The organism is Geitlerinema calcuttense NRMC-F 0142, assembly GCF_030285425.1.
In genome coordinates this window covers 29482-44150 of record NZ_JASVEJ010000023.1, presented here as the reverse complement: position 1 = coordinate 44150, position 14669 = coordinate 29482, and the positions used below count along the sequence as shown (strand labels likewise).

The 14669-nt window shown below is 48.7% G+C and carries 9 protein-coding genes; 2 read left to right on the top strand and 7 right to left on the bottom strand.

From position 1 onward, the window contains the following. Positions 1–129 precede the first annotated feature (129 nt). From acnB to patD, 3 genes are all read right to left on the bottom strand, one after another. On the bottom strand, positions 130–2739 hold the full coding sequence (gene acnB, locus QQ055_RS06310; RefSeq protein WP_286004394.1) for a bifunctional aconitate hydratase 2/2-methylisocitrate dehydratase: 2610 nt from the start codon (positions 2737–2739) through the stop codon (positions 130–132). Positions 2740–3225: 486 nt separating this feature from the next. Continuing rightward, positions 3226–4866 carry a dipeptide ABC transporter ATP-binding protein gene (locus QQ055_RS06305; RefSeq protein WP_286004393.1) on the bottom strand — a complete coding sequence of 547 codons (1641 nt, stop codon included), beginning with the start codon at positions 4864–4866 and terminating at the stop codon, positions 3226–3228. Between the two features lie 216 nt (positions 4867–5082). Then, positions 5083–5442 (bottom strand): heterocyst frequency control protein PatD, encoded by a 360-nt coding sequence (patD, locus tag QQ055_RS06300; protein WP_286004392.1) that lies wholly within the window; start codon positions 5440–5442, stop codon positions 5083–5085. Between the two features lie 253 nt (positions 5443–5695). Between patD and QQ055_RS06295 the strand changes: the two genes are divergently transcribed. Both QQ055_RS06295 and QQ055_RS06290 read left to right on the top strand, forming a co-directional pair. Continuing rightward, the gene (locus QQ055_RS06295; RefSeq protein WP_286004391.1) at positions 5696–7981 is read left to right on the top strand and encodes a RelA/SpoT family protein; all 2286 of its coding nucleotides are present in this window, start codon (positions 5696–5698) and stop codon (positions 7979–7981) included. A 404-nt stretch (positions 7982–8385) separates the two neighbouring features. Beyond that, the gene (locus QQ055_RS06290; protein WP_286004395.1) at positions 8386–9837 is read left to right on the top strand and encodes a protein adenylyltransferase SelO; all 1452 of its coding nucleotides are present in this window, start codon (positions 8386–8388) and stop codon (positions 9835–9837) included. Positions 9838–9924: 87 nt separating this feature from the next. On the opposite strand, the gene QQ055_RS06285 is transcribed toward QQ055_RS06290, so the two are convergent. From QQ055_RS06285 to QQ055_RS06270, 4 genes are all read right to left on the bottom strand, one after another. Then, positions 9925–10644 (bottom strand): peptidylprolyl isomerase, encoded by a 720-nt coding sequence (locus QQ055_RS06285; RefSeq protein WP_286004390.1) that lies wholly within the window; start codon positions 10642–10644, stop codon positions 9925–9927. A gap of 341 nt (positions 10645–10985) precedes the next feature. Continuing rightward, complete coding sequence (locus tag QQ055_RS06280; RefSeq protein ID WP_286004389.1) at positions 10986–11297, bottom strand: HetP family heterocyst commitment protein; 312 nt, start codon at positions 11295–11297, stop codon at positions 10986–10988. Between the two features lie 352 nt (positions 11298–11649). Then, positions 11650–13608 carry a polysaccharide biosynthesis protein gene (locus tag QQ055_RS06275; RefSeq protein ID WP_286004388.1) on the bottom strand — a complete coding sequence of 653 codons (1959 nt, stop codon included), beginning with the start codon at positions 13606–13608 and terminating at the stop codon, positions 11650–11652. An 858-nt stretch (positions 13609–14466) separates the two neighbouring features. Beyond that, a complete protein-coding gene (locus QQ055_RS06270; protein WP_286004387.1) occupies positions 14467–14661 on the bottom strand; it encodes a hypothetical protein in 195 nt (64 codons plus the stop codon). Between the last annotated feature and the right edge of the window lie 8 nt (positions 14662–14669).

The following is a 14669-nucleotide window of genomic DNA, read 5'->3' as shown; positions in this document are numbered from 1 at the left end:
GGGGGATTTAGGGGGATCTCGATTAGATTTAGGGTTCTTACCCTAGATGTGCATACACCGTAGCTTTTTTAGGGGGGATCTCACCTCAATTTGGGATTCAGACACCAAATGTGTATGCGCGGTAAGAGTCTAACGGCTTGCTGGAGTTGGCATTCCCAGAATATCCTCAATCCGAGGCATCTCTTCTAGAGGAACAACGCGCCCCTCATCTTCAAACCCGGCAATTTGGTCAAAGTTGAGATAGCGATATAAATCGCCCGCAAACGGATCGACTTTCTGTTTGACAATTTCCAGGTATTCTTCCACCGTGGGAATGCGACCGAGAAGGGCACAAACCGCCGCCAGTTCCGCAGAACCGAGGTAAACCCTGGCATCTTTGCCCATGCGGTTATTGAAGTTACGGGTAGAGGTAGAAAACACCGTCGCCCCATCTTCAACGCGGGCTTGGTTGCCCATACACAGCGAACAACCGGGCATTTCCGTTCTGGCACCTGCCGCCGCAAAGATACCATAAACGCCTTCTTCGCGTAACTGCTTCTCATCCATCCGAGTTGGCGGACAAATCCACAGGCGGCCCTTCACCGTACCCGCCCCTTCTAGGATCTTCGCCGCCGCCCGATAATGGCCGATATTGGTCATGCAGGAACCGATAAACACCTCATCGATTTTGTCGCCCGCACATTCCGACATCAGTTTCACATTGTCGGGGTCATTAGGGGCTGCAACAATGGGTTCTTTGATTTGATTCAAATCAATTTCTAGGATATCTGCATATTCAGCATCCGCATCGCCTGCCATCAGGACGGGGTTGGCCAGCCATTCTTCCATCTTGGCGACTCGGCGCATAATGGTTCGTGCATCTTGGTAGCCACGGGCAACCATATTTTTCAGCAAGGCGACATTAGAACGCAGATATTCAGAAACCGTTTCCGTACCCAGTTTAATCGTACAACCCGCGCAGGAACGTTCGGCTGTGGCATCGGTTAACTCAAAGGCTTGTTCGACTTTCAAGTCTGGCAAACCTTCCATTTCCATAATCCGCCCGTTGAAGACGTTTTGCTTATTCTCTTTGCCAACAGTTAGCTTCCCTTGCTGCATTGCCACCCAGGGAATGGCATTAACAATATCGCGCAGGGTGACACCGGGTTGCAAGTTACCCGTAAACCGGACTAAAACAGATTCCGGCATATCTAAAGGCATTGCGCCCAAAGCCGCCGCAAACGCCACTAAACCCGATCCGGCGGGGAAAGAAATCCCCAAGGGGAAACGGGTGTGGGAGTCGCCGCCGGTTCCTACCGTATCGGGTAGCAACATCCGGTTTAACCAGGAGTGGATAATTCCATCGCCGGGGCGCAAAGCAACGCCGCCACGAGTTGCAAAGAAATCGGGAAGTTGTTTGTGGGTTTTGATATCGACGGGTTTGGGATAAGCGGCTGTATGGCAGAAACTCTGCATGACCAAATCCGCAGAGAAGCCGAGACAGGCGAGTTCTTTGAGTTCGTCGCGCGTCATCGGGCCTGTGGTATCTTGCGATCCAACTGTGGTCATCATCGGTTCGCAGGATGTTCCGGGGCGAACGCCGGGTAAACCGCAGGCTTTCCCCACCATTTTCTGTGCTAGGGTGAAGCCTTTACCTGTATCTTCGGGCGTTGTCGGACGGGCGAATAGGGTGGAAGCCTCTAAACCCAAAGCTTGGCGGGTTTTATCGGTGAGGCTGCGACCAATCAGCAACGGGATGCGTCCTCCGGCGCGGACTTCATCTAAGATGGTTTCGGGTTTGAGGGTGAACGTGGAAATGGTTTCGCCACTTTCGTTGGTGATTTTGCCCTCGTAGGGATAGAGGGTAATGATATCCCCGGTGTTCATCTGGGTGACATCGCATTCGATGGGTAACGCGCCAGAGTCTTCAGCAGTATTGAAGAAGATGGGGGCAATTTTACCGCCGAGGATGTAACCGCCGCTGCGTTTATTGGGGACGTAGGGGATATCTTGACCAATGTGCCAGAGGACGGAGTTGATGGCAGATTTCCGAGAAGAACCCGTTCCGACGACATCGCCAACGTAAGCGACGGGATGCCCTTTTTGTTTGAGTTCGACTAGGGTTTCTAAGGCTCCTGGCATCCGCGACTCTAGCATAGCCAGGGCGTGCAGGGGAATATCTGGGCGGGTGGTGGCGTGGGGGGCGGGAGAAAGGTCGTCGGTGTTGGTTTCGCCGGGAACTTTGAAGACGGTGACGGTAATTTGTTTGGGAAGCTGAGAACGCCCGATAAACCACGCCGCATTTGCCCAAGCGTCGATGACTTGTTTGGCGTAGGGGTTGGTTTCGGAAAGTTCGAGTACGTCGTTAAACGCATCAAAGACGAGGGTGGTTTTACTCAGGGCGGTGGCGGCGGCTGAGGCGATGTTAGAGTCGTGGGTTTTGAGGAGTTCGACCAATGATTGCACATTGTAGCCGCCGATCATGGTTCCCAGAAGCGAAACGGCTCCTTGCGGTACAATCAGGGGACATTGAATTTCACCTTTGGCGATCGCGCTGAGAAATCCGGCTTTAATATATGCCGCTTCATCAACACCGGGCGGAATGCGATCGCGTAATAAGTCTAACAGTGCTTCTTCTTCACCTGCTGGGGGATTTTTCAGCAGTTCGCACAGTTCGGTGGTTTGTTGGGCATTTAAAGGCAGCGGAGGTATCCCTAATAAAGCCCGTTCCGCTACGTGCTTCCGATATTCAGCAAGCATCTACAATTTCTCCGATTCGATCGCGTCAGTAGTCGTTAGGTAATTTTATTTCAACTTAATGTTGTTAGGAGTTTAAGGCTAACATCTTTCTTCGAGTTCCGAGTTCCGAGTTCCAAGTTCCGAGTGGGGGAAAGAGTGCTGAGTAGAAAGTGCTGTTGCTTTAGCTTCTGCGTAGCAGTGTGCTGAGTGGGTAAGAAGAGGATGGGGGGATGGGGAGGTGGGGAGATGGGGGGAAAGAGTGCAAAGTTCCGTAGCTTGCTTCCGCGTAGCGGTGTTCTGAATGGGGAAGATGGTGGGGAGATCAACTCGGAGAATAGCTCTTAATATCTTAAATTTTAGGCTCTTGTAGAATCGATAGCGCGATCGCGCTTGCCTATCAAAACTCTATCGGAGTTGGGTCAACTGACCCAACCTACTCAACCTTCTTCCGTCCATCTCCTCTTTTCCCCAACTCCTAACTCCCAACTCCCAATTCCCTCTTTTCCCCTAGGGCGTTCTCGCCAACAGGGGGGCGGAACTGAGGAGGGTTTGCGTGTAGGGGTGTTGAGGTTGGTTGAAAATGTCTTGGGTGATGCCTATTTCGACGATTTTGCCAGCGTTCATGACGGCGATGCGATCGCACAAAAAGCGGGCTAACCAAAGATCGTGGGTAATAAATAAATAGGTTAGATCGAAATCGCGCTTGAGTTCTAACATCAGGTCTAGCACTTGGGCTTGGACGCTGGCGTCTAGCATACTGACGGGTTCGTCACAGATTAGCAGTTTTGGGCGGGTAATTAAAGCTCTGGCGATCGCCACTCGCTGTTGTTGTCCCCCAGACAACTCGCCAGGATAGCGCTCATAATACCCGGTCGCTGGAGAGAGGCCAACCCGTTCTAGCATTTGCAGCACTTGCACTTTTGCTTCTTTGGGATTTGCCAGTTTGTGAATTAACAACGGATCGGCGATACTTTCTCCAATCGTCATTAAGGGATTCAAGCAGGCGTGGGGGTCTTGAAACACCATTTGCATCTGGCGGCGAAATTCTCGCAGGGTTTTGCGGTTGGCGTGGGTTAAATTTTGCCCCAAAAATTCCACCGTACCGCTAGTGGGACGAATCAGTTGCAACAAGGTGCGCGATAGGGTACTTTTGCCACAACCGGATTCTCCGACTAAGCCAAAGATTTCCCCAGGATAAAGTTCTAAGGTAACGCCATCAACGGCTTTAATCGCGGGTGTCTCTTTGCGAAAGAGTTGTTGAATCAAACTCCCTTCTAGGGTGTAGTGTTGTTTGAGTTCGGTGACGCGCAGAAGGGGTTCTATTTTCTCAAGCAGTTGCGGGGGGGTATCCGCATCGGGGGTGGCTTGAATATGCAGGGCGGCTTTTAAGAGCGATCGCGTATACTCGTGTTGCGGTTGGCGGAAAATTTCCTCAGTTTCGCCCAACTCCACCAGGCGACCGTTGTACATCACGCCAATTTTGTCGCAATATTCGCCAATCATCGCTAAATCATGGGAAATCACCAGTAGCCCCATTTCTCGTTCTCGACACAGGCGGGTGAGTTCCTGCAAAATTTGGGCGGCGACGGTGACATCTAAGCTAGTCGTGGGTTCATCGGCAACGATCAGTTTAGGATTGAGTAATAAAGCCAGCGCGATCGCTACCCGTTGACGCATCCCGCCGCTAAACTCATGGGGATACTGCGACCATCGCGCAGCAGGGATCTTAACTGCCTCTAAGGTAGAAAGTGCAATCTCTTTCGCTTGCTGTTTGGAAAGTTCCGGTTGATGCGCTCTTAAGGTTTCAATACAATGATCGCCAATGGTCATTAACGGATCGAGGCGCGTCATGGGGTCTTGAAACACCAACGCTACGGCTTCCCCGCGAAATTTGCGTAACTCGGTTGGATTTAACTCAAAAACCGATTGACCTTGAAACCAAACCTTCCCCTCAATCTGCGTTGTTGGCGGTAACAGGCGCATAGCAGCCCGCCCAAGGGTCGATTTCCCGCAACCGGACTCCCCCACTAACCCCATGCGTTCCCCCGCCTTCAAGGTAAAGGAAACGTCATCTACAGCCCATTCAACAGACGGGCTAGTATGAGGATAAGCAACTCGCAGATTCTCAACGCGAAACAAATCAGTCATGGGAAGATTAAGAAGGAGTTAGGGGTTGGGAGTTGGGAGTTGGGGGGAATTGGGGAATATAGGTTTTTGAGATTAACTCTGAGAATAGCTTAATATGCTCTCTGCGCGATCGCGAAGCCCAGTCTTCTCCCCAGCACTCACTCTTTCCTATCCTTCTCGGAACTCACTTCCCACTCAGCACTCAGCACTCTTTCCCCACTCAGCACTCAGCACTTTCTACTCAGCACTCACAAGAGGCTCGCAATAACGCAGAATAGTTGCAATGCGATCGCGCATTTGAGTGAGGCGTTGCTGTCCGGTTGCAGACTGGCGAGAGACTTGCAAAAAGGTAACATCCATTGCGAGTAACTGTAGTTGCTTGTGAATTTCAGTTAATATCGAGGAAACGCGAGGCGCGATCGCGGCTTCTCCCTCCTCAGCTAGAAGAGGAGAAATCTGCTGTTGAAATAAAGCTTGTAGGGTTTGCACGCTTTCTCGTAGCTGTGCGGGATTGAGTTCGGTTGAAGCAGTCTGGTGCTGCAAGTCCGTTAAGGCTTGCTGGAATTGTTGCAGGTTTTGACGGTGAGTAAAAGGCAACACAATCGCGTATAATTTCTCAATTCTCTTTTAATGCTTAGAAGTTTATTTGTATCATACAAGTAGAGGATTAATGGATTCAGCATACAAGCGCCCGAAGCGAGTATAGACATCTCCTTGGGGGGTCTATACAGCCAAGTATGTGCCATTAAGGACTAGCTTTTTTAAACTGGCGCTTAATCTAGAGGCTTGCGGAAAATGAGCAAGCCCTATAACTATTCATCTTTATTCCCCTATCTATCGCAAAATCACAATGGTTCTAACAGCAACTTATGAATGTACCGTTCCTGACTGGCTTCAGGACTGTCTAGCCACCTCCTCCATTGTGGAGAAAACCGAAGTTGAACGCCAAGAACGCGATTCACCCAGGGAAGCGCCACGCGATGGCGATTTGATCCGCCAAGCCTTTGAATTCGCCTACCAGTTGCATCGCGGTCAATATCGTAAATCGGGAGAACCCTATATTTCCCATCCAGTAGCGGTTGCGGGACTGCTGCGCGAGTTAGGCGGAAGCGCGCCAATGATCGCCGCCGGGTTTCTCCATGATGTGGTAGAAGATACTGATGTCACCCCAGAGGAGATTGAACAGCGCTTTGGGACTGAGGTTCGCCATTTGGTGGAAGGGGTAACGAAGCTATCGAAATTTACCTTTTCCAGCAAAACCGAACGCCAAGCGGAAAATTTTCGCCGGATGTTTTTGGCGATGGCGAAGGATATTCGCGTGATTGTGGTGAAGCTGGCCGATCGCCTCCACAATATGCGGACGCTAGAATATATGAGTCCGGAGAAGCAAAGAGCGATCGCTCTAGAGACGCGCGAAATCTTTGCGCCCTTGGCGAACCGCCTGGGAATTGGTCGGTTTAAGTGGGAATTGGAAGATTTAGCCTTTAAATATCTTGAACCCGAACAATATCGCCAAATTCAAGAACTAATCGCCGAAAAACGGGTGAACCGAGAGGCGCGCCTGTCTGGGGTGATTGAAATGTTAGGACAGCGCCTCGAACAAATTGGCGTGCGCGAATTTGAAATTAAAGGCCGCCCTAAGCATCTCTATGGCATTTATCAGAAAATGCAGCGCCAGCAGAAAGAATTTCACGAAATCTTTGATATTGCGGCGGTGCGGATTATTGTGCAATGTAATGACGAGTGTTACCGCGCTTTAGCAGTTGTTCACGATGCGTTTCGCCCCATTCCCGGACGTTTCAAAGATTACATTGGTTTACCGAAGCCCAATCGCTATCAATCTTTGCATACGGGCGTGATTGGCCATACGGGTCGTCCGATTGAATTTCAGATTCGGACTTGGGAAATGCACCATGTTGCCGAATATGGGATCGCGGCGCATTGGAAGTATAAGGAAACGGGATCGAGTAATGCCTCGCTGACCAATTCGGATGAAAAGTTTACTTGGTTAAGACAACTTTTAGAGTGGCAAAGCGACTTAAAAGACGCTCAAGAATATTTAGAGAGTATAAAAGATAACTTATTTGAAGACGATGTATACGTATTTACACCACAAGGTGACGTGCTATCGCTGAATCGCGGTGCAACGCCTGTGGATTTTGCCTACCGCATCCATACGGAAGTGGGGAATCACTGTGCGGGTGCAAAGGTGAATGGTAAGATGATCCCGCTCGATACGCTGTTGAAAAATGGCGATATTGTGGAGATTATCACCCAAAAGAATTCTCACCCTAGCTTAGACTGGCTGAACTTTGCGGTGACGACCGGGGCGAGAAACCGGATTCGCCAATGGTACAAGCGATCGCACCGAGAAGAAAACGTGATGCGGGGTCGAGAATTGCTAGAGAAGGAGTTAGGGAAAAATGGTTTTGAGGCTTTACTGAAGTCCGAACCCATGTTAGCCACCGCCGAACGCTGCAACTATCACGGCGTTGAAGACTTGCTGGCGGCGTTGGGATATGGCGAAGTCACGCTAAATCTCGTAGTTAACCGCCTGCGAGAAGCCATTAAAGCCAAACAACCCATTACTCCGGCGGTCGATCGCGAGGATGCTTGTACGATTATCTCAACCATGCTTCCCTCGCCGGCCCCCTCTCCGATCCCTCAAAGTAAATCGCCGATTGTGGGGGTTGAAGGGCTACTGTATCATATTGCCGGATGTTGTACGCCCATTCCTGGGGAACCGATTATTGGAGTAGTGACGCGGGGAAGCCGGGGCATTTCTATTCACCGTCAAGGCTGCGTTAATGTAGATAATGTTGAGGGCGATCGCCTTGTCCCGGTTAGCTGGAACTCAGCCACCAGTGAAGAAAGCCGTCCCCAAACCTATACCGTCCAAGTGCAGATTGAAGCCATTGACCGGGTTGGCGTCCTCAAAGATATTCTATTGCGCTTGAGCGATAACAGCATTAACGTGCGGAACGTGCAAGTCAAGACTTGTCCGGGGAAACCTGCGATTATCGATCTAGGGATTGATATTCGCGATCGCCGTCAACTCGAACAAGTCTTTGCTCAAATTCGCAAAATGAGCGATATTCTCAACCTGCGTCGCATCGGTAAAACCGAAGATTCATAAAATTATCACACCTGTGACATCACAAAGACACACCAGCTGTTTAGATTGCTATACAAAGAATTTGACTTGTTACTAGGTTTTACCTGGCGAGTCAAACTTTGTTTCTCAGGTAGGTTAGTGATGGATCAGGTGGGAACCCCCCACCTTTTTTCGTGGTATAGCAAAGTGCTGAGTGCTTCTCTTAGTGCTGAGTGTAAAGTGCTGAGTGCTGAGTTAAAACCGAGTGAGTCTCATCCTTTAAGCAGTTCACTCTGTCCTAACCTTACTAAGTACAGCTATAACAACTTCTTCTCCACTCGGAACTCGGAACTCGGAACTCGGAACTCACTTCCGGTTGGCTCGCGATGGCGATCGCCCCTATTGATTAAAATTAAGGAGAACCCATCCCTCCAAACCTCCCCTTGATGACTCCCAACCCCTTCATCGACCTGAATTACGAACCCGCCCTTGAAGAATTAGGCGAAGATTACTACGATCTAGTTGCACCCGCAGAATTTCCCCAACATATTCTCCGCTGGCGTAACGACCCACTCTTACTTAAAATTGGACTCGATCCCAAAAGTGTCACCGACGAACACTTCATTCAAACCTTTGGGAAATTTGAAGTCCCCCGTTCCTTCCTTGCCTTACGCTACCACGGCTATCAATTTGGTGAATATAACCCTCATTTAGGAGATGGACGCGGCTTTCTGTTCGGACAAGTTCGAGGAGTAGACGGCGAACTCTATGACTTTGGCACCAAAGGATCGGGTAGAACCCCCTATTCTCGCACCGCCGATGGTAGACTGACCCTCAAAGGCGGCGTTCGCGAAGTTTTAGCCGCCGAAGCCTTACATCAACTTGGGGTGAAAACCTCCCGCTGTCTAAGCGTCGTCGAAACCGGCGAACAACTTTGGCGCGGCGACGAACCTTCCCCCACCCGTTCCTGCGTCATGGTTCGGTTTAGCCGTTCTCACATCCGCTTTGGCACCTTTGAACGCCTCTATTACTTCCAGCGTTCCGATTTAATCAAAAAACTCTTAGACCACGCGATCGCAGTTTACTACCCCACCCTAGCCTCACCGCTAGCCGCACAATCCAAAAAAGGTTCAGACTGCACCGAACTCTACGCCCAGTTTTATGCAGAATTAGTGCTAAGAGTCGCCGAACTTGCCGCCCAGTGGATGACAGCAGGATTCTGCCACGCCGTCCTTAATACCGATAATATGTCGATTACCGGGGAAAGCTTTGATTATGGCCCTTACGCCTTTATCCCCAACTACAACCCCCAGTTCACCGCCGCGTATTTTGACTATTACGGACGCTACAGCTACGGAAACCAGCCGGAAATTTGTCGCCTCAACCTAGAAATGCTGCAAATTCCCCTAAAATTGGTCGTTCCCCAGCAGGAGTTAGAAACGGGTTTAGCGCAATATGACAGCCATTACTTCCAAACCTATCAGCAGTTAATGATGCGGAAGTTAGGCTTAGAAGGCGTTCCTCCCGCCGTCGCCGAAGCTTTACTCGAACAGACGATTTATCTGTTGAAGGATACCCAACTGGGATATCATGAGTTTTTTATCCGCCTCAGCGAAGTCTTTGATGCGAGTTGGCGCGAAGACGCTACCCAAATTCCCAATTGGGCGAATGCTGGGCCAAGCACCACCTGGGAAAACTGGCGAAATCTCTACTATCGCCAGTTACAATCCTATTCTCCAGAGGAATTGTCTCAAGTTGCAACGCGCCTGCGCCAGCATAATCCTAAAACGGTTTTGCTACGTCCAGTGATTGAATCCGTCTGGGAAGCCATCACCACCGAAGACAACTGGGAACCGTTCTACCAACTGGTTCGCGAATTGCAGCAAAGTCCAGTTTAGGATAACTTCTTTGCGATCGCGCGCCAACCTCCCCAAAGCTTGAAAGGGAAATATTTTGGGGAGATTTGAAGGTTTGCGATCGCAATATCAATGCAATTTAGCTTCTAACCACTCCTTGAACATACCATTCAACGTCTCTTCATAAATTTCGGTCGTTAGTCCGGGAGAGGAAAATTCCTCGACGAGAAATAATTCATAGGTTTTCTCAAAAGATTTTAGCGGGCCAATAACTTCACCCGTATTGGCATTGAACAAGGTTTCAGCAAGTTCGGGATTTAGCTGACAGCGCCGTTTTTTGCCTTCGTAACCGCAATGCAATCTCCGTTTTTCATCAATATCATAAAGATGAGCCGCTTCATAGAAACTGACCTCTTCTTCTATGATTTGATATAAAATATTGTTGGCAAGTTGTTCATAAGGAACCACTATTTTATAAAGTAATACCTGTTCAAAATCGCTGCGATGTTCGGAAAAGAGTCGATCGACTTTTTCTGAAAACAAGTAGTTTGCTAGTTTTTTGGTCAGTAGATGTTCGCCAATTCTTTGCCTTAATTCATTTAACGTTACTCTCTGTCTGTCTAGCCAATTGAGGAGAACCGAGGGACTATCAAAACACTTTTCGTAACGAATTCTGTCTAGTTCTGCTTGAATTTCGTTAGAGGTCACGGTTAACCCTTGTTCTTGGGCCGTTTGGTTAATGATTTTTTGGCTAGCGATTTCCTGATAAATGTCCTTAAGGCGCAGATCTCGTCTGAGAAAATCAATGATTTCTTCTGTTTCTAAAGATAGGCTTGGAAGATTTGCCATACATGTCCATTCGCCTAGAAGGGATTTTATTCCAATAGTTTGAGGGAGAGAGCATGTCAGTTCAAGTTAGTGGACTAGATTAGGCGATCGCAAAACCCTAGGCTCAAAATCTTAAGTAGAATCGAGAATAGTCTGTAACTTCTTAAAATGACACGCCTGGACTAGACTCATTTGCAAAGGTTGAAAGAGAGATAAGAAGGCTAAAAGTGCAATTTTTGCGGGTTGCAGCCCTCTCTAGGGATGTGAGATAAACGGATAGAGGGAATTGTAAAACGCAATTGGGTTTTACAGCCCTCTATCCTCGATCGGGTGTTGCTATGGGTTGGAGTAATTAGCGCTCGTTAATTTAGCACCTTAGAGGAATACTCCAGACTTTCTACAATAGTTTCTCGTAACTTTTGTCGGTCGTGACGACCATTTTCCTTCAGCAACCGCTTGTAGGTTCGATAGGGGATGTAATGCGATGGGTTAAACCCAGCAAAACGCAGAATCAGAACGCAAGCCCAAGAATATTTGCCTTCAAGAATTGCTTTCACAATCTGGTCAACTTGTTCTTGAGTCATGACTTTGTAATGTTTAGCATTCGCCAACCGATCGCCAGATTCAGTTCCGACAGGGGTCTGGGGGTTTCTGACCGCTGAGTATAGGCTCATGACAATTATCCATTCTTTAAAATAAGTTTGTTAAAAGGGAAACAGCGTGTTTTATGATTTGAATCGTAAACAAGCTGGCCATCTATTGTCAATAGAGAACCTTTTTATTTAATAGTTCTTAGGAATTTGAAATCAGACCAGATTATCGAGCAATTTTCCCTTAAATCTTAAATTCAAACACGAAATATCATTGAGCTTTTACCCTTTCAGGCGATTTAAAAGCTCAATGGAATTAAATCTCAAGAGATCGATTGAATTGTGAATCTAGCAGCAGACCCATTGATTAGGCAAAACAGATTGGGCTGAAGACGTTTTGCTGGAACGTTTCTACTCCATTCACAACTGCCTAAGCTTAGGGAGTGCTGAGATAACTCCACTGCAATGACATCGCACTTTCCGGCTTCCGGTTGACTTCAACTGGAGCGAGATTGTATTGCGGCTTAAACCCTGGAACGACCTGTTCTAGTAGAAAGATAATTTCGTTAGGCTCATTGCGGAGAGCGGCCCGACAGAGCGCTTCAACAATAGAATCTAGCTTTTCTGGAACAATTCTTGTTGCATTGGTAACAATCAAGAGTTTTTCGTGTTGGGTGGCGTCGTATTGCTCGCCGGGAAGAAACAACTCTTCAAACAACTTCTCGCCCGGTCGCAGCCCTGTAAACACCACTTCCATTGTCTTACCGACTTCGTAACCAGACAGCCGAATCAGTTCCTCAGCCAAGTCTACAATTTTGACAGGATTGCCCATATCGAGCATAAACACTTCTCCCCCTTGACCGATCGCGCCCGCCTGTAACACCAGTTGGACGGCCTCCGGGATGGTCATGAAGTAGCGACAAACCTCTGGATGAGTCACTGTCACCGGGCCCCCCTCGGCAATTTGACGTTTAAAGGTGGGAATAACGCTGCCTCGGCTACCTAAAACATTACCGAAGCGGACAGCAACATAGCGCTTTTTACTTTTTCGAGCCGCTTGCAACACTAACATTTCTGCGACTCGCTTGCTTGCGCCCATAATGTTGGTTGGGTTAACCGCTTTATCTGTGGAAATCATCACAAAGTTGTCTACCCCGTACCGCAATGACAAATCCAACAGGTTCTTAGTCCCTTGGACATTGTTGGTAATGGCTTCAGGCGAGTTCGCTTCCATTAAGGGGACGTGCTTGTGGGCGGCCGCATGAAAAATGATGTTGGGTCTAAATTGGTCAAAAGCAGACTCTAGCCGCGATAGGAAACGAATATCGGCAATGAAGGTAGAGATCCGGGGAATGTTCTGCGCGTTCGGATTCCCAGCCACTTTTTCGAGTTCTTGCTGGATGTTGAATACAGAATTTTCTCCGTGTCCGATCAGTACGAGTTCGCTTGGAGAAAACTTCAGCAGTTGGCGGCACAATTCGCTACCAATCGATCCTCCGGCCCCGGTGATCATGATGCGCTTGCCTTGGATCAGTTCGGAAACTTGCTGGGTATCCATTTGAATCGGTTCGCGTCTGAGCAAGTCTTCAATTTGGACTTCCCGAACTTTTCCGAGGGAGACGCGACCATTGAGAATTTCGTGAATGCCGGGTAAGGTACTGGTCTGTACGCCCGCTTTCTGACAAATGTCTAGGATTTCTCGAATAACGCTTCCCTGAACAGTGGGCATGGCAATGATGGCTTTACGAATATGCAGAGAACGAACCACTTCGGGGATGCTGTGGCGATCGCCCACAACGGGTAAGTGGCGAATCCGCAAATTCAGCTTTGCCGGATTGTCATCAATGAAGGCAACAGGACGCAACCCTAGGGAGGGATTGCGCTGCATCTCTTTGACTAGGGCAACTCCCGCACTCCCCGCCCCAACAATCAAGACGCGATCGCGGCGAAAAAAGGCCCGACTGCGGTGAGCCAGTCGATCGGCGGTGGGGATACTAAAATGGAATCCTGCAACGAGTAGAAAGCTCAGAATGCCATCTAGGAGCGGCAAAGAGCGGGGTAAGTTTTGCAAAAGACTCTGCTGAAGTCCAGTAAAGGCAAGCGATTGCAAAAGGATCGCAGCGATCGTGGCGATCGCCATCTGTTGCAGTTCTTCAATTCCTGCATATTTCCAGCAACGCCTGTAGAAGCCAAAGGCGTGCAGTACGCCTAGCTTCAGCACGAGGAAGACTAAACTCACTTCTAACAGACCCGATTGATACACGCTCAGGTCAATCGCTCCATCTAAGCGCAAAAAGAGTGCTAAAAAAGGGGTTATTAAAAAGATGGCGCTATCAATCAGCAAGAAATGGCGATTTCTTAGCCCTAACAATTGCTTACTCAATATAGAAAACATCAGCCCGAACCTCTTATGACAGGCGATAGGAACTTGAAAGTCTTAGGGTTCTATGAATTGGAGAATTTGATGAATCAATTGCTGAAAGGGTGTCGTTCAATTCTGCCCCTCGATCGGCACCAGAAGGGGGAGGAAGAAGAGCGCACAGCAAGTCTGGCCGATCTCCCTTGTTTAATTCTCTGTACCGCCGCATTAGGAACAATGCAGAGACGTATGTTAGCCCATCTCTGCATTGCAATCGCTTACAGGGGCGAGACTGTCATTAAATTTTTGAGCCACAAGAAGAAGAGAGGGATCGAAAATCGGGGCGATGAGAGTTTTCGATCGGATAACCGTGCTTTCTCCACTCTTCTGGCTAGCAGTTGGCTTGTGGATAGGGCCGCTTAATACCCTTTCTTGCCATCAACAGTTTAGGGACGTGGGACTGAGTAGAGGCGGTTGAAAAATCAATGTCTCGTGATGTTAAATACCTTCTTAAACTCCGCAGCGTCTCTCCTGAATCGGAAAGTAGCGCCTAGAGGAACAGAGAAATTGAAATCGCAGTCCCCTGGGGCAAAGAGAACTAAAGAAAGTCTCTAGCGTTTGGTTGCCGACAGTTAAATATTTAAAACTGCCTCATTGTCCTCTGCTATTACTCCCTTAGCTATCTGGTTTTAGTTGATACTGCGTTTGCTAGAACCGGAAAAAAATTTTCATCAAATAAAAAAGTAAATTCACAGCGTCCCTGTAAAAAAAAGATACTGTAAGTTCAGGGGAACGGGTTGCCAAAATGCCTACTTTTTAAGTAAAAAGACTGAGATCGAACCCTGAGTGACACTCACTGCTGAAAGTCCTATGTTGTCGTAGGTTGAGCGAGCGTTAGCGAAACCCAACAGCAGCCAGGGTTGTGTTGGGTTTTGTACCTCCACCTACAAAGGTTGTGAGAAAGGGTAAAAAAATGCTCTCCGTGCTGCGTGCTAGCATTCGCAGGTACCACCGAGCAACAAAGCAGACTCCGCGATCGCCTCTCGATCCCAAACCGGGTGGCAAAGTGGCAATATTTCTCACGGTCATGTTTGCTA